Origin of the sequence: Psychrobacillus sp. NEAU-3TGS (genome assembly GCF_029955155.1) — a bacterium.
Classification (GTDB): Bacteria; Bacillota; Bacilli; order Bacillales_A; family Planococcaceae; genus Psychrobacillus.
Genome location: NZ_JAPNOZ010000012.1, coordinates 1,135,898 through 1,152,038, shown reverse-complemented (window position 1 = coordinate 1,152,038; position 16,141 = coordinate 1,135,898). Strand labels below are relative to the sequence as shown.

Genomic DNA, 16,141 nt, shown 5'->3' with positions numbered 1-16,141 from the left:
GAAGGATATGTGCAAGCGAGGAGGATGCGTATGATACAGGAGTTATTAATCGAATTGGGTAAAGGAATCGGACGATTTTTCCTTCATCCAGCAATTTATATTACGATCCTTTTCTCTGTTCTAATCGGCTATTACCGCGTGAAACGAGAAAGAAGACAGTTGCGAACAAGAATTTTATGGGGATGGACAGAAGCAAAGAGACTTCTTCTAGATGGGTACATTTGGGCAATCATTTTGTCAGTGCTAAGTATTGGGATAGGACTTGTACTACCAGTTTCCTGGGTTTTCATATATAGTGCATGGATGATTTTGTTTGTATTATTGTTTATGTATCAAGCTGGTTCTGCCATTTATGCCATTGCTTTAGGCGCAGCTACGTTGTATATAATGGATGTATACAACTGGTCTTTCCATCTATTTTCATGGAATCTGGCGGGATTAAATATCATGAATGATGCAATCATTCCAATTGCCATTTTAGCCGGATTGTTATTAATTGCAGAAGGGGCACTCATTCAAAAGTACGGTTCAAGTCATGCTTCTCCGAGGTTAGTAACAACCGCACGTGGGATAGAAGCGATGGAATATATAACGAAACGATTATGGTTATTGCCGATCGTACTCGTTATCCCAGGTGATGCGATTGGTTCGTATATTCCATATTGGCCACAATTTACGTTAGGAGAATCTACGTTTTCCCTAGTACTGTTTCCTTTCGTAATAGGATTTCAGCAGAAAAGTAGACATACACTACCGGTTCAATTTTTCCCAAGGTTAGGGAAAAAGGTTTGGCAACTTGGTCTATTGATCACAATCATTGGGGCTGCTGGATTTGTAATGCCACTAATAAGTGTAATTGCTATTGCTCTTGGTGTATTAGGTAGAGTTATCATTAGTTATATAGAATATAAGAAAGAGACGTCTGGAGCGTTTGCAGTGTCTCCGCAGTCAGATGGTGTTATGATAGCAGGAGTGCTTTCTGATTCCCCAGCAGAAAAAATGGGGCTTCTCATCGGGGAGCGTATCGTTAAAGTGAATGGACAAAAAGTGACGAACGAACAAGAATTATATGAAGCGGTCCAAATAAATGCAGCGCACTGTCGTCTAGAAGTATTGGATTTCAGCGGTGAGCTTCGTTTACGTCAACATGTTTTGTTTAGACATGATCATTATCGATTAGGGCTGATCCTGGTAAGGTAGGAGAACTTATGGAAACATTATCTTTATCAACACAAATAATTCTAGCCATTTTTGCACCTGCATTACTCGTCGTTCTTTTTACCCGTATAACATTTAATCCTTATGTAGCGCTCATACTGACAGTCGCATTATTCGCTGCATCGGTACAAGCGGGCTACACACACAGATGGTGGATTTATATATTAGACGCAGCATCACTAACCGTAGGATTCTGGTATGCTACTAAAAGTAAAAATACAAAGAAAAAATCCGCTTCTGAGTGAGGCGGATTTTTTGTATGGCGAAAAATAAAGGAGGAGGGGTAAAATCGCAAGATAGAGTGCCGGAATCGCAAGATAGATACCTAGAATCGCAAGATAGAACCCCAGAATCGCAAGAAAGGACCTCCAAATCGCAAGATCCTCACACTAAACCCAATCATTATGTAATCAAAATAACAAACTATAAATAGCTAAAACTCCAATCGTACCTAAAACTATGACCATCAAATTAGAAAAAAGAATGGCTAAAGTAAAGGCAACAATCGTCCCAATGAGCCCAAATAAAAGATTCCCTTCTTGAACATACAAAATAGCAGGGAATATTAATGCACCTAAAACAGCGTAAGGAATATTACGCAAGACACCAGAAACAACTGGGGGCAACTCTTTTCCTTCTAAAAAAGTCAGAGGGACAGCCCTTGGAATATATGTCACAATTGCCATGCCGATCAATGTCCACCAATACCATGCTCCCATTTATTTAAACTCCTTTCAACTTCTCGGAAATACGCTTTCGATTTTCGTGTCTGACATAAATAATTTCCACAAAAATAGAGGATGCTAATGTTGCAACCAAGATTGACCATCCAGTCGATAGAATTCCGGTCCAATAAAAAAATCCATTAATAACAGCTGCAATCAGTGCGAGCATCACTACTTTACGATTGCCTCGCATGGATGGTACAAGTAATCCGACAAACATCGCGTATAATGCAATCGACATTGCGGCTTGTAAAAACTGTGGAAGATTGGCTCCAATAACATGTCCAACAGCTGTGAAAACAACCCAGCTGCTATATGCAATCAAAGCCACACCAAATGCAAAGGAAGTGCCGATTTTTTCCTCTTTTCTTGTTGCGAGTACAGAAAAAGATTCATCTGTAATGCCAAAAGCATAAATCCCTTTAATCCATCTCTTTTCGCTCTGCATCTTTTCGTTTAGCGCCGCCGTCATTAAGAAGTGACGTATATTTAGGACAAATGTATTTAAAACGATTAAAATAGGGTCAACCCCTTTTGAAATTAGCGTTAAGGACATATATTGTGATGCTCCGGCATAAACGAAGATACTCATTGCAGTAGCTTCCCAAATAGAAAGTCCAGATGTTTTGGCCAGTAAGCCAAATGTTAGAGCGACTGGGAAGTATCCGATTGCAATACTTAATCCTGCTTTTAATCCAAGCACAAATGAATTCTTATTCAACAATAGTCACCACCTAAAAAAACATAATAGACAAATTATACTATAACCGAATAGTTTTATGAATATGAAATATGGGAATAGTATAAACATACATATTTTGGAGGAGAGCAACATGTTTGATTGGTTTTCATGGGATACGTTAACAAATTTAACGCAAGATTATCGTGCACTAGGACCGATAATTGGTATCCTTTTGCCTTTTTTAGAAGCTTTTTTGCCCTTTTTACCGCTCATCGTGTTTATCGTAGCGAACGTAACTGCTTATGGGTTGCTCTTTGGATTTTTGATATCGTGGGCAGGCTCTGTAATAGGGGCATATACAGTTTTTTTAGTTATTCGCAAATATGGACGAGCACGTGTGCTTGGCTTTATAACAAGACATGAAAAGATTCAAAAATTAATATTATGGGTAGAGAGGAATGGATTCGGCCCACTTTTTTTACTTATTTGTTTTCCATTTACTCCCTCCGCACTTGTGAATATTGTTGCTGGACTTTCCAATATGAAAAAGAAAACATATTTATGGACGGTTACATTAGGGAAGCTCATTATGATTTTCATCGTTAGTTTTATCGGTTCGGATATAAAAGCATTAATCACTCAACCGGTTCGGACGGCGATTGTTGTCATTATTATTGGTATTCTTTGGTTTGTTGGAAAAAGAGTAGAGAAACGAATTGATAAAAAGGTAGAAGCAGATTTACGTCATTTTAGAAGCAACAGAAAAATAAGGGAAGAAAGGAGATGACTAAAACGAAGAAAGAATTAATAGAATGGCTGATGTCTTTAGCGATCGGAATTATTGTTGTTCTAGTTGTTCGATCATTTGTTGCCACAAATTATGAAGTCGTTGGAGAGTCAATGATGCCAACACTTCATGACCATGATCACGTCATCATTAGCAAACTTTCTACGATTAAACGAATGGATATAATTATTTTTCATAGCGATGAGAAAGAAGATTATGTGAAACGAGTCATTGGATTGCCTGGCGATACGATTACATATGAAAATGATGAACTATACATTAACAATCAAAAAATCGAAGAGCCATTTTTGAGTTCGTATGAAGCCTATATCAATACAGAAACAAATTTCACGGAGAATTTTGATTTACAAAAACTGACTGGAACTAAAACCGTCCCACCTGGCAAGTTATTCGTTTTAGGGGACAATCGAATTTCCAGTTTAGATAGTCGTTACTTTCATTTTATAGACGAAAAAGAAGTTATTGGAGAAGTGAAGCTAATTTACTGGCCACTTTCCGATTTTAAGGTGAATTTCCGTTCCGAATAATTTCCTTCCCTATTGGATGTTTTGTACAATAGAGTAAAGGGGTTATTCGGATTTTTTAATGTCTAGCTTCAGCGCCTTGCCCATCGGGTCAAATGTGAAAAAGCTGCTCCTGCGCAAGCTCGTCGCAAACAAAATCGCTTGTGGTGGCTGAAAAACTGCCTCCTTGGCCCGCACGATGCGGGTTATGTCTGCTTTGCCACAGGATGTGGTGCACTTTGCAGACCTACCCCATCCACATTTGCCTGTCTGGGCAGAAATAGGCGCTTACGCTTTTCAAGAGAGGAGTTTAAATATGTCATTACGGATTATTAGTGGGCGTTCAGGAACAGGGAAGACCATTTTTATGCAGCAAGAAATAGTACACGCTATACAACAAAACCCATTTGGGGATCCGTTGTTTTATATAGTGCCTGACCAAATGTCATTTTCTAGTGAGTACGATCTTGCGGCTGGAGCAGGGCTCAAAGGGTTAATACGTGCACAGGTGACGACATTTAAACGGTTAGCTTGGCGTGTATTACAAGAAACTGGTGGAATAGCGAAAGAGGAAATAAGCGGATTTGGGTATCGCATGCTTATCAGAAGTTTACTAGAAGATCACAAAGATGAATTTACATTATTTAATAGAGCCGCAACCAAACGAGGTTTTACCGATCAAATAGAAGTCTTGATGAAAGAATTCAGCCGATATTGTTTAGACCATGCCACGATGGCAAACGCATTAAATCAATTAGAAACGATCCAAGCACCTAAAACACTACTTGATAAATCAGCTGATCTTATGCTCATGCTCGATTTAATGGAGCAAAAATTAGGGACAAGCTATATTGACGGGGAAGGGTATTTAACCTTGCTTGCCCAGAAAATAAAAGACTCAAGTCTGCTTGAGAAAACAGAACTCTACATCGATGGATTTACATCGTTTACAACAAGAGAATTAGAAATTATTCAAGCTTTAATGAAACAAGTAAAGCGCATTACGATCGCTCTTCCGATGGAAACACTTGCAGATAGCCAGGATGAGCAGTCGTTATTTTACCAACCAGCAAATACATGCGCTAGATTAATAGAAATAGCTCAAGCAGAACGAGTAGAAATAGAAGAAATCATACATCAAGCGGAACAAAAACGGTTTGTTTCAAAGGAACTTGCTCATATTGAAGCCAATTTTGATCAGCTACCACCCGCTGAGATGAAAACGGAAGGTAAATTACGAATAACAGAAGCTGCAAATAGACGGGCGGAAATACATGCGGTAGCAAGACAAATAAGAGAAATGATGCAACAAAAAGAAGTCCGCTATAAAGAAATGGCAATTTTGCATCGGGATTCGGAAAGCTATGAAGGGCTAATTGAAACCATTTTTCCACAATATGATATCCCGGTATTTATTAGTCAAAAAAAATCGATGCTACATCATCCGTTAATCGAGTTAAGCAGAACGGTACTAGAAGTTATTCGAACTGGTTGGAAGTATGAACCAATGTTCCGAGCGATTAAAACGGACTTATTTTTCCCATTTGAAGCGTCTAAAAGTAAATGGCGAGAACGGGCAGACCGTTTAGAAAATTTTGTCCTGTCATTTGGTATTTACGGGGATAGATGGTTGGATGATCGACGTTGGGTGTATAAAAAGTATCGTGGGTTAGAATTTTACTCGAAGGTGCAAACTGACGAGGAGTTAAGCATGCAAGCAGATTTGCATGCAGCGCGTGATATAGTTGTACAACCTTTAAAAAAGCTGGCAGATACTCTTGCACAAAGTAAAACAGGGCTGGAGATGGCTGCTGCATTATTTACATTTATGGAGTCGCTTCAAGTTTACGAGAAACTCCAAGTTTTGAAGAAAGCGGAAGAAGAAAATGGTCAATTATTACTTGCCTCTGAGCATGAACAAGCTTGGAATGAGTGGGTGAATGTACTCGATCAATTCGTATTAATGTTTGGTGAGAAAGAGATGACCGTGGAGGAAGCTGCGAAAATTTTAGATGAAGGATATGACCAATTAGCATTTTCACGCATCCCCCCAGCAATTGATCAAGTAATCGTCGGAAATGTGGACATTGCTCGATTAACGAATATAAAAGCTGTGTTTGTCGTTGGGGTAAATGATGGTGTATTCCCAAAACGAATGGATCATGAAGGCTTGCTGTCGGATACGGAGCGCGAATGGTTTACGCAAGTAGGATTTGAGTTAGCGCCAACATCTAAAATGCGCTTGCTAGATGAAAACTATTTAGTCTATAAAGCATTCGTCACAGCTTCTCATTATTTAGCTGTTTCATATCCGATTGCAGATAGCGAAGGAAAAGCGTTACTGCCATCCATGTATATTAAAAAGCTCCAACAACTTATCACAGATGTCCCGATAGAGCTAGCTGTAATAGATCCAACTGATCACCCAGATAATGCCTTTGATCTCCAATCGATTAGTCATCCAAGAACAACATTACCATATGTTGTGATGCAAATTCGAAAAGCATTGGAAACTGGAGAATTACCAGAAGTTTGGCAATCGGTCTATCAATATTATTTGGAAGATCCATACTGGTCCACTATTTTAAAACGTGTTGTAAAACCTTTAATAGATGGCAATAAAACAGAAAGACTCTCGCAGGAAATAACATCCGCATTATACGGTGAAACGATGATTTCAAGTGTTTCTCGCGTAGAACGCTATTATAGCTGTCCTTTTGCCCATTATGCAGCATATGGATTAAAGCTGGAGGAACGAGCGGAATATCGACTAGAGGCACCGGCAATCGGGGATCTATTCCATGCTGCACTAAAATGGATTGCAGACGAAACGGCAAGACTGGGCCTAGCATGGGCACAGCTGTCCAGAGAGCAATGTGCAGGACTTGCAAAACAAGCGGTGGATCAAATCGTTCCAGTATTTGTCCATCAACTTTTACTAAGTACGAATCGTTACCGTTATATTCAGCGTAAGCTAGAGCAAATTGTAGCATCTACGCTTTTTGCGCTGAGCAAGCATTCCAAAGCTTCGACCTTCGTGCCAATCGCTATTGAAGCCGGCTTTGGTCCAGGAGAAGCGTTACCTGCGCTAGACATACCTTTAAAGCGTGGGCGCAAAATGCAGTTGCGTGGACGTATAGACCGAGTAGATGCATCGAATGTCAATGGCAATCTATATGTTCGGATTGTTGATTATAAATCGTCACGCAAAGGGATTGATTTGAACGAAGTGTATTATGGTTTATCGCTTCAAATGTTAACGTATTTAGACGTTGCGATTGAAAATGCGGATATTTGGCTACAGGAGAGCGCTGAGCCAGCAGGTGTTTTATATGTGCATATGCATAATCCTTTTATTAAGACGCAAAAGGAAATGAGTGACGCCGAGTTACAAGAAGAGATTTATAAATCGTATAAGATGAATGGATTACTACTCGATGACCCAGAAGTGATTATGGAAATGGATGAACAAATCGAAGGATTTTCAAAGATTATTCCAGTACGTATGAACAAAGACGGAAACTTGTCAAAATCGTCCTCCAAAGTAGTAGAACCTGAACAGATGAAACTTCTTCAGTCGTTTGTACGTAAAAGACATGAACAAGCTGGTAATGGTATGAATGCAGGAGATACTCGTGTTTATCCGTATCGTATAAAAGATAAAATGCCTTGTACGTATTGTGCGTATCGAAGTGTCTGTCAATTTGACCCTCAAGATCCTGCACAGCCAGTACGAAATTTAAAAGTAGAGCAACCAGATATCGTCACTGAAAAAATTCGAAAGGAGATGAGTACGGATGAACATTCCTGATATGCCAGCAGAGTTAACATGGACACCTGCCCAGTGGAAAGCAATATGGGCAACCGGTTCAGACGTCCTCGTTTCTGCTGCGGCAGGCTCTGGTAAAACGGCTGTCCTCATTGACCGGCTTATCCAAAAAGTAATCGCCAAAGAGAATCCGATCAACGTCGATGAGTTATTAGTCGTAACTTTTACCAATGCTTCTGCAGCAGAAATGCGCCACCGGATGGGAGAAGCACTTGAAAAAGCAATTGCACTTGATCCAGCATCTACCCATTTACGCAAGCAGCTTAGTCTGTTAAGTAAGGCTCAAATTTCAACGCTGCATTCTTTTTGCTTAAATATTGTTAAACAATACTCGTATATGCTAACGATTGATCCTGGATTTCGTATCGCGAATGAAGCAGAGGCTGCGCTTATCCGGGATGATATTTTAGCAGAAGTGTTAGAGGAAGCATATCAAGTAGAAAACCCAGAAGCGATGTATAGACTATCAGACAGTTTCACATCAGATAGAGACGATCAATCCATTGAGACAATGATTGAAAAACTATATACATATGCACGAGTGCACCCAGAACCTAAGAAATGGTTACTGGCTATTCCACAAGCATATACATTACCAGAAGATATAACGATAGATGAACTTTCTTTTATTGAACCGTTAAAACTTGCAATCATTCATCACTTAGAAGAAGCAATTGCCGTAGCGGAAGAAATTCGAACATTAGCAAATATGCCTAACGGACCCGCCCCACTTGCCGAAACTGCGTTAAAAGATCAAGAGATGATCCAAGAAGCTATTCGACTGATAAAAATGAGTACTTGGCAAGATGCATTTAACTATTTTAGTAGTCTTTCATGGGTAAAAGCAGCGTCCATCAAAAAAGACTCCTGCGATGAAGCATTAAAAAAACAAGCTACGGCTAAACGTACAAAAGTGAAGAAGATAGTTAATGACTTAAAAGACAATTATTTCACTAGAACACCAGCACGTTTGCTGGAAGAAATGCGACTGATGGCTCCGCAATTACAAACGTTAGTTGATCTTGCCATTACGTATGGTGAGAGATATACCGCTGCCAAAAATGATAGAGGATTAGTTGATTTTTCCGATCTAGAGCACTATGCATTAGACATTTTAACAGAGCATGACGAACATGGGCAGCTTGTTCCATCCGAAATTGCTAAAGAGTATCAGACCCGTTTTAAGGAAGTACTGACGGATGAGTACCAGGATGTGAATTTACTACAAGAAACGATTTTACAATTAGTGAAAAGTGGTGACGAACAAACTGGCAATATGTTCATGGTTGGGGACGTGAAGCAATCCATTTATCGTTTCCGCCTAGCCGAACCTATGCTGTTTCTAGGGAAATACCTAGCATTTAGCGACCTACCAAAAGATTCGGGCGTGAAAATTGATTTGAATGCCAACTTCCGAAGTAGACAAGAAGTACTGCATGCAACTAACTATATCTTCCAGCAAGTTATGGGGGAAAAAGTAGGGGAAATTAATTATGACGATGATGCTTCTTTAAAGCCGCAAGCACCGTATAACGAAACAATAGCTCCAGTCGAATTGTCCCTTTTATATGAAGTGGAAGATGGAAGTGTCGAATCTGTAGAAGAAGATGACATGGTCATTGCAGAGGAAGAGCTTAAGAAATCACAAGCAGAAGCTCGTTATATTATTTCTAAAATAAAAGAATTGATGGATTCAGGAGCAACTGTATATGACCCTTGGAAAAAAACTAGTCGCCCTGTCGAGTATAGCGATATCGTTATATTAATGCGGTCGATGACGTGGTCACAAGAAGTGACAGACCAATTCAAAGAAGCCGGTATTCCGTTATATGCAGAGCTTTCGAAAGGGTATTTTGAAGCGATTGAAGTGCTCATCATGCTACATACCCTTCGAACAATTGATAATCCGTACCAAGATGTATCGCTAGCATCGGTTCTTCGTGCTCCTTTTGTCGGACTGACAGAATCGGAGCTTGCCGCGATTCACCTTGCCGCACCAAAAGAATCTTTTTACGATGCGCTAAAAGAGTTTGTAGCAAATGGGGGAGCTGGTATATCTCCAGAGACCGGTGAAAAGCTACAACGTTTTCTGTTGCAATTTGAGGATTGGCGGGATATGAGTAGAAGAGGGTCCCTTGCGGATTTAATTTGGCGTATTTATTTGGATACGCATTATTACGAAATGGTTGGTGCTATGCCAAGTGGGATGCAAAAGCAAGCGAATTTGCGTATTTTACATGATCGTGCAGTAGAATATGAGAAAACGTCTTTCCGTGGGTTATTCCGCTTCCTACGCTTTATCGAGCGTATGCGAAGACGAGGTGATGACTTAGGAGCGGCACGTGCAATGAGTGAGAAAGAAAATGTCGTGCGGCTTATGACGATTCATGCTTCGAAGGGATTGGAATTTCCAGTCGTCTTTTTGGCGGGAATGGGTAGACCATTCAACCAAATGGATTTTAATGAGCCCTACTTATTTGACCAATCTTTTGGGCTTGCGGTAAAAGCCATTGATCCGGAAAAGCGGATATCGTTCACCTCATTGCCGTTTCTATCGATGAAAGAGAAGAAACAAATGGAGTTGAAAGCAGAAGAAATGCGCGTGCTGTATGTAGCGATGACAAGGGCGAAGGAGTATTTGTATCTTATAGCATCTATTAAAGATTTACAGAAGACGCTTGCAAGTTGGGAAGATGCACAAGCTTTGTTGTCGGATGAGATGCTCCCAGAATACATTCGAGCAAAAGCAAAAAGTTACCTAGACTGGATAGGACCAGCAATTGCAAGACACACAGATTTTCAGCAACTTTCAAATATCAACGAAGCTAATATTGTAGAAAGTGATTCCAAATGGCGTATTATAGCAAAATGTGTCGATGAGCTAAAATTGTCGGCAGAAATTGAAGAGCAAGAAAAGCTTTCGATCGATCAACTGATTAACAAGGAAAAAACAACTGTTTTGCCACAGGTGAGAGCTCGTTTTGATACAGTGTATCCTTATGAACTTTCGACACAAAAACGATCAAAACAAAGCGTAAGTGAAATGAAAAAAATAGAGCAGCTCCTGGCAAGAGAAGAAGAAGCCTATTTTGAGCTGGCACCTACTTCAAACAGCCTTTCCAAAGTTGCAAAACGACCATTCTTTTTACAGCAAGAGGCGAAACTAACAGGAGCAGAAGTTGGAACAGCCGTCCATGCCTTTATGCAAAATGTCGATTTAATGGAAGTAAAAACAACTGAACAGGTAAAGGCATTTGCAAGCGAGCTCTACGATCGTGAAATATTAACAAAAGCAGAACAAGCAGCGATTAATCCCCAAAAAATCATGCCATTTTTCCATTCGGAAATCGCAGAGAGATTACGAGTTGCCAAAAGGGTCATGCGAGAATTTCCTTTTACGTATGCGATGGAAGATCGAGATGGGGATAAGCAAATTATTCAAGGGGTTGTCGATTGTTTATTTTTAGAAGAAGATGGTCGCTTTGTATTATTGGATTATAAAACAGATCGTGTTCAACATTTAGCAAACAATGAAGCATTGTTACAGCAAGAAATGAATAAACGGTATGCGATCCAATTATCTATTTATGCACAAGCGATAGAATCCATTTTGCAAGTAGAGATTAAAGAAAAAATACTTTATTTATTTGATATAAACAAAACGGTTTTGTTATAGGAGGAAAAAGGTTTGTTAATTCGTCCAGTAGGGGAGAAAGAGAGAGTAATATCGATTGATGTGATGAGAGGATTTGCGCTACTCGGGATTTTTGTCGTTAATATGCTGTTTTTTCATAGTCCCTATATTTATATAAATCCATATACTTGGTTTCAAGTTCCGGGAGATTATGAAACGCATAAGTGGATCGACATTTTTGTGCAAGGTAGCGTTTATCCGCTGTTTTCCATGCTTTTTGGATACGGACTTGCGATGCAGTTTATGAAGTCGCAAGAGAAAGGAACGTCCTTTACGAAGCTAGCTGTACGTAGACTGACCATTTTACTTGTGATCGGCTGTATCCATGCCTTTCTTATATGGTCAGGGGACATTTTAATCACATATGCGATTGCAGGATTTGTTTTAATATTAATGATTCGATTGAAGCCGATTTGGTTAGTTTTAATAAGTGCGCTTTTATTTTTACTACCTAACGGGCTGTTAAATGGATTATTGTATTTTCTTGGGAAGTTGGATCCTGAAAGTTTAATTATTTTTACTGGCATTCAAGAGATAGAGAAATCTATTATGGCCTATTCTCTTGGTTCATGGGGAGATATTTTCTCCCAACGATTAAATGACTGGATTTATATGAGTGGCTACGGACTAGTAGTTCTGATGATTTTATTTACGATTGTGCCGTTTTTATTGCTTGGTGCAGCAGCAGCAAAGCTAAAGTTAATCGAACGTGCAAGAAGTTTGAAAGTCTTTTGGATAATTGCCATTATAGTGGGACTGGGAGCTGGAACAGCTATTAAGTGGCTGCCTTATCTTACAGAGCCGAATGTTCTTACGATGACTGTGCAAGATACATTTGGGGGACCACTTCAAGCTATCGCATATGCAGGTATATTAGCGCTTGTTTGTACTATCCCGTTCATGCAAAAATTACTATCCCCAGTGGCTAAAGCTGGTCGCATGTCAATGACAATCTATTTGATGCAGTCGATTATCGCCACGACTATTTTTTATGCATATGGATTTGGCTTATATGGCAAAGTGGATATTAGAACTGGAACATGGATGGCGGTAGGTATTTATGTACTGCAGCTAGTATTTGCAGAAGTTTGGTTTATGAAGTTTAAACAGGGTCCTGTAGAGGTATTGTGGAGAAAACTGACTTATCGAAATAATTTGTCGTAAAAAGATGAAAACAAAGCCAGTTTGTAATAGACTAAGATAAAGCTATTAAAATACTTAGAGGAGTGTCAAAGCGATGAAACTATTATCATACCGTTTGAATGATAAAATTTACTTCGGACCAAAAGTAAAAAAAGAAGAGGCAGTGTGGGATGTATTAAGCATCCAAGAGACGCTCCAAGTGCTTCCTGATTTTCCTGCTACTATTGTAGAAGGTGTCGCATTAGGAATGGATTTTATTGAACAAACTCGCAAACTAGTAGAAGCTGCCTTAAAAGAGGAAAATGCAAATGATTTCAAAAAACAATTTACGGAAATCGAGTGGTTATCTCCAATACCTCGTACACCAAAAAATATAATGGCCATTGGAAGAAACTATGCGGAGCATGCAAAAGAAATGGGCGGAGTGGCGAATGATTTTGTCGTTTTTACAAAGTCATCAACTTCCATTGCAGCTGATGAACAAACGCTTTCCATTCATGCCGATAAGACAGATTCATATGATTATGAAGGGGAGCTAGCGATTGTAATAGGTAAAAAGGGAAAAGACATTCCCTCTAAACTTGCATATGATTATGTGTTCGGATACACGATTGCAAATGATTTAACTGCAAGAGATTTGCAAAAAAAGCATCAACAGTTTTTCTTAGGGAAAAGCCTAGAAGGCTCATGCCCAATGGGACCATATATTGTGACTAAAGATGAGTTACCTAATCCACAGGAGCTTTCCATCGTAACAAAGGTAAATGATGAGATCCGCCAAGATGGTAAAACTTCCGACATGGTATACTCGGTCGAGCAAATCATTGAGGAAATTTCTAAATCCGTTACTTTAGAGCCTGGAGATGTCATCCTAACAGGTACTCCTGCTGGGGTTGGAAAAGGATTTAATCCGCCTAAGTTTTTAAATTCAGGCGATATTGTGAAAGTTTCTATTGAAGGAATCGGTACTTTAGTGAACAAATTCGAGTAAAATATTTCATTTGATGGTAAGATATATAGGTGAACTTCACGCGGTTGGAAAAAAACTGAATGAAGTTAAGCCCCGGCGGATGTCACAGGTTTTTATTGTGCAAACACGATAAAAACTTGGACGCACTGTTTTCTGCGACGAGTTTTACGCAGGAGCAATATTTTTCCTGCGGAGCTGTACAAAGTGAAGCGGAAGCAATGTTTTTCCTGCGGAGCTGAACAAAGTGAAGCGGAAGCAATGTTTTTCCTGCGGAGCTGAACAAAGTGAAGCGGAAGCAAATACGCCAAGGCGAATTTGATAAAATTATCGAGGTGAAACAAATGGAATTTTTAGCATCACCACATTTACACATTACAACTTGGGTAATTGCGATCATCCTATTTTTAGTAGCATTAGCAATTAAAAATCCAAAAGTGGTGCACATGATTTTACGCTTATTTTATATTTTGATCATTATCACTGGAATTGCGTTATTTATGAAAGGTATGGACTACGGTCAAGGCATGTTGTATGGACTCAAATTCTTAGCTGGAATTTTAGTCATCGGAATGATGGAAATGTCTTTAGTGAAAAAGAAAAAAGGAAAACCATTTACAACATTTGTCGTATTATTTTTCGTTTTCTTCTTCATTACACTTTTCCTAGGCTTCAAATTACCAATGAACATCAACTTTTTAGCGTAAGCGAACGATGGGAATATCCTTTTTGATTTTTGTCGTTGTATTGATGATTATTTTTATTGCTGCTTCCTACAAGATTTCCCGAGTACAAGCGGAATCATTGGATGAAGAAGATTTACATCATCATATTCTCCATAACACAAAACCACCAAAATGATTGGTGGTTTTTGTTATGATTATTGCTTTTCCAACTTAAGTTCGCTTTTTTCCAACTAACGAAAAATTACTGGAATAATTCTAGGCTATGTCACAGTTTGGACGAATTATCGGCTGTTTTTGGGGCTTTCGTGCTGAAACGATAGCGATTACGAATAAGCTTTGATAAAATAACTGTGATATGTTTTTATCTATAAATATGCTCTTTCCTAGATAGAGGAGGATTTACCTTGAAATTTAACAAATGGCTAATGACCGGATTAGTGTTGAGTGGACTGTGGATTACATCGACACAGCCAACAAATGCCGAAGCAGATGCTTCTATTCAAAATGAAAGTATCTATGATTTATATGTTGATCGTTATTTCAATAAAGTAATTACCAATGACTATGATGTAAATGCAAAAGATCCGAATGCATTTGCTGGTGGCGACTTTTTAGGAATTATCGAAAAAATGGACCATATTAAAGATATGGGTTTTACAACTATTTCCATTGGACCTGTATTCGCCACAGAAACCTATGATGGTAAACGAGTATTGGATTTTAATGCACTAGAAAAACGTTTCGGAACACCTGAAGAATTCCAACAACTAATCAATGAAGCACATAAACATCATTTAAAGATTATGATTGAATTTCCGCTAAACAATTATAGCTTAAACCATATTTGGAATGCAGAAACAGACTGGATTCTAAGCACTGACAATGATGTTTTGACATTAGATTTGGAAAATGCAGAAGTACAACAAGCACTCATCAATACATTGGTCGAATTTACAAATACATATGGGGTTGATGGTATAAAATTGTCCGAATTAAACGGTGCTCCAACCTCATTTATTAACGAAATAATTACAAGTGTAAAAGAAGTACGAGATCCAATGTATGTGATTGCACTAGAGGAATCGGATGCAAATTTTGACGTCAACTATTCTGAAGAATTACAGGTAAATTTACGAAATGCTTTTAAAAATACAGATTTACCAACAGAAAATATTGTGTCCACCAATTATAATGACTTACTTTTGATCGATGATTTACATACGGAAAGATTTACTTACTATAGTGCGCTGGAAAATATGTTCCCACCTACTCGTATAAAAACAGCGCTTGGCGCAATGTTAACGATGCCCGGAGTACCATATATGACATATGGTACGGAAATTGCAATGAATGGACAAAATGCACAGGAAAGTCACCAAGTCATGAACTTCCGTGTAGATGAAGAGTTGATTGAGTATATTAAAGACATTAACTCCATTCGCAATAAATCGGAAACAATGCGCACTGGAAAAATAGAACTGTTAGAAAATGAAAATGGCTATATAGTGTATAAACGTTATTCAGACGACGAACAATTTATTGTTGTTATTAATAATACGAGCCAAACAAAGCGAATTGACTTAACAAAGGATATCGTTGGTGAAAACAAAGAGCTTCATGGCTTATTCGAATCCGATATTGTTCGTGCAGATGATAATGGGGAATACAGATTAGTACTTGATCGGGAAATCGTAGAAGTCTATCAAATAACCGATCGTAAAGGGTTAAACAAATCATATATTTTCGCAATGGCATTATCGTATATATTGTTCCTTGCCTTTTTAGTAATCGTATGGAAAAAAGGTAAGCAACGAAAAAATGAACAAACGAATAAGAAATAAATAAAAACTGCTGCCTAAGTACATTTGCGTGGACATAGACAGCAG

The 16,141-nt window shown here is 38.8% G+C and carries 13 protein-coding genes; 11 read left to right on the top strand and 2 right to left on the bottom strand.

Annotated elements, in window-relative coordinates; all coding sequences use genetic code 11:
• Positions 1 to 30 precede the first annotated feature (30 nt).
• Together OR571_RS22070 and OR571_RS22065 are read left to right on the top strand one after the other, a co-directional pair.
• Positions 31 to 1,200, top strand: a complete 1,170-nt coding sequence (locus OR571_RS22070) for a PDZ domain-containing protein (RefSeq protein ID WP_282246056.1) — start codon at positions 31 to 33, stop codon at positions 1,198 to 1,200.
• An 8-nt stretch (positions 1,201 to 1,208) separates the two neighbouring features.
• Positions 1,209 to 1,463 carry a CsbA family protein gene (locus OR571_RS22065; protein WP_282246054.1) on the top strand — a complete coding sequence of 85 codons (255 nt, stop codon included), beginning with the start codon at positions 1,209 to 1,211 and terminating at the stop codon, positions 1,461 to 1,463.
• A gap of 165 nt (positions 1,464 to 1,628) precedes the next feature.
• On the opposite strand, the gene OR571_RS22060 is transcribed toward OR571_RS22065, so the two are convergent.
• Both OR571_RS22060 and OR571_RS22055 read right to left on the bottom strand, forming a co-directional pair.
• Positions 1,629 to 1,937: an AzlD domain-containing protein gene (locus tag OR571_RS22060; protein ID WP_282246052.1), complete on the bottom strand. Its 309-nt coding sequence runs from the start codon at positions 1,935 to 1,937 to the stop codon at positions 1,629 to 1,631.
• A 4-nt stretch (positions 1,938 to 1,941) separates the two neighbouring features.
• Positions 1,942 to 2,664 (bottom strand): AzlC family ABC transporter permease, encoded by a 723-nt coding sequence (locus OR571_RS22055; protein ID WP_282246051.1) that lies wholly within the window; start codon positions 2,662 to 2,664, stop codon positions 1,942 to 1,944.
• A gap of 112 nt (positions 2,665 to 2,776) precedes the next feature.
• Here OR571_RS22055 and OR571_RS22050 point away from each other — a divergent pair, with 112 nt between their 5' ends.
• The 9 genes from OR571_RS22050 (at position 2,777) to OR571_RS22010 (ending at position 16,096) form a co-directional block, all read left to right on the top strand.
• Entirely contained in the window at positions 2,777 to 3,412 is a 636-nt protein-coding gene (locus tag OR571_RS22050; protein ID WP_282246050.1) for a TVP38/TMEM64 family protein, read from the top strand.
• Positions 3,409 to 3,960 carry a signal peptidase I gene (gene lepB / locus OR571_RS22045; protein ID WP_282246049.1) on the top strand — a complete coding sequence of 184 codons (552 nt, stop codon included), beginning with the start codon at positions 3,409 to 3,411 and terminating at the stop codon, positions 3,958 to 3,960. The genes OR571_RS22050 and lepB overlap by 4 nt, the downstream gene beginning before the upstream one ends.
• Positions 3,961 to 4,252: 292 nt before the next feature.
• Positions 4,253 to 7,747, top strand: a complete 3,495-nt coding sequence (addB, locus tag OR571_RS22040; RefSeq protein WP_282246048.1) for a helicase-exonuclease AddAB subunit AddB — start codon at positions 4,253 to 4,255, stop codon at positions 7,745 to 7,747.
• Positions 7,734 to 11,441, top strand: coding sequence for a helicase-exonuclease AddAB subunit AddA (gene addA / locus OR571_RS22035; RefSeq protein ID WP_282246047.1), 3,708 nt, complete (start codon positions 7,734 to 7,736; stop codon positions 11,439 to 11,441). Before addB ends, addA begins: the two co-directional genes overlap by 14 nt.
• A 12-nt stretch (positions 11,442 to 11,453) precedes the next feature.
• On the top strand, positions 11,454 to 12,623 hold the full coding sequence (locus OR571_RS22030) for a DUF418 domain-containing protein (protein WP_282246046.1): 1,170 nt from the start codon (positions 11,454 to 11,456) through the stop codon (positions 12,621 to 12,623).
• A 73-nt stretch (positions 12,624 to 12,696) separates the two neighbouring features.
• Positions 12,697 to 13,593 carry a fumarylacetoacetate hydrolase family protein gene (locus OR571_RS22025; protein WP_282246045.1) on the top strand — a complete coding sequence of 299 codons (897 nt, stop codon included), beginning with the start codon at positions 12,697 to 12,699 and terminating at the stop codon, positions 13,591 to 13,593.
• Between the two features lie 320 nt (positions 13,594 to 13,913).
• Positions 13,914 to 14,276 carry a YisL family protein gene (locus tag OR571_RS22020; protein ID WP_282246334.1) on the top strand — a complete coding sequence of 121 codons (363 nt, stop codon included), beginning with the start codon at positions 13,914 to 13,916 and terminating at the stop codon, positions 14,274 to 14,276.
• Positions 14,277 to 14,298: 22 nt separating this feature from the next.
• On the top strand, positions 14,299 to 14,430 hold the full coding sequence (locus OR571_RS22015; RefSeq protein WP_282246043.1) for a hypothetical protein: 132 nt from the start codon (positions 14,299 to 14,301) through the stop codon (positions 14,428 to 14,430).
• Positions 14,431 to 14,659: 229 nt separating this feature from the next.
• Positions 14,660 to 16,096, top strand: a complete 1,437-nt coding sequence (locus tag OR571_RS22010) for an alpha-amylase family glycosyl hydrolase (RefSeq protein ID WP_282246041.1) — start codon at positions 14,660 to 14,662, stop codon at positions 16,094 to 16,096.
• Positions 16,097 to 16,141 lie beyond the last annotated feature (45 nt).

Excerpts from the sequence above, each read along its gene's own strand:
- OR571_RS22025 (WP_282246045.1), top strand. The coding sequence starts at position 12,697 with ATGAAACTATTATCATACCGTTTGAATGATAAAATTTACTTCGGACCA.
- addB (WP_282246048.1), top strand. The coding sequence starts at position 4,253 with ATGTCATTACGGATTATTAGTGGGCGTTCAGGAACAGGGAAGACCATT.
- addA (WP_282246047.1), top strand. The coding sequence starts at position 7,734 with ATGAACATTCCTGATATGCCAGCAGAGTTAACATGGACACCTGCCCAG.
- OR571_RS22050 (WP_282246050.1), top strand. The coding sequence starts at position 2,777 with ATGTTTGATTGGTTTTCATGGGATACGTTAACAAATTTAACGCAAGAT.
- OR571_RS22065 (WP_282246054.1), top strand. The coding sequence starts at position 1,209 with ATGGAAACATTATCTTTATCAACACAAATAATTCTAGCCATTTTTGCA.
- lepB (WP_282246049.1), top strand. The coding sequence starts at position 3,409 with ATGACTAAAACGAAGAAAGAATTAATAGAATGGCTGATGTCTTTAGCG.
- OR571_RS22060 (WP_282246052.1), bottom strand. The coding sequence starts at position 1,937 with ATGGGAGCATGGTATTGGTGGACATTGATCGGCATGGCAATTGTGACA.
- OR571_RS22020 (WP_282246334.1), top strand. The coding sequence starts at position 13,914 with ATGGAATTTTTAGCATCACCACATTTACACATTACAACTTGGGTAATT.
- OR571_RS22070 (WP_282246056.1), top strand. The coding sequence starts at position 31 with ATGATACAGGAGTTATTAATCGAATTGGGTAAAGGAATCGGACGATTT.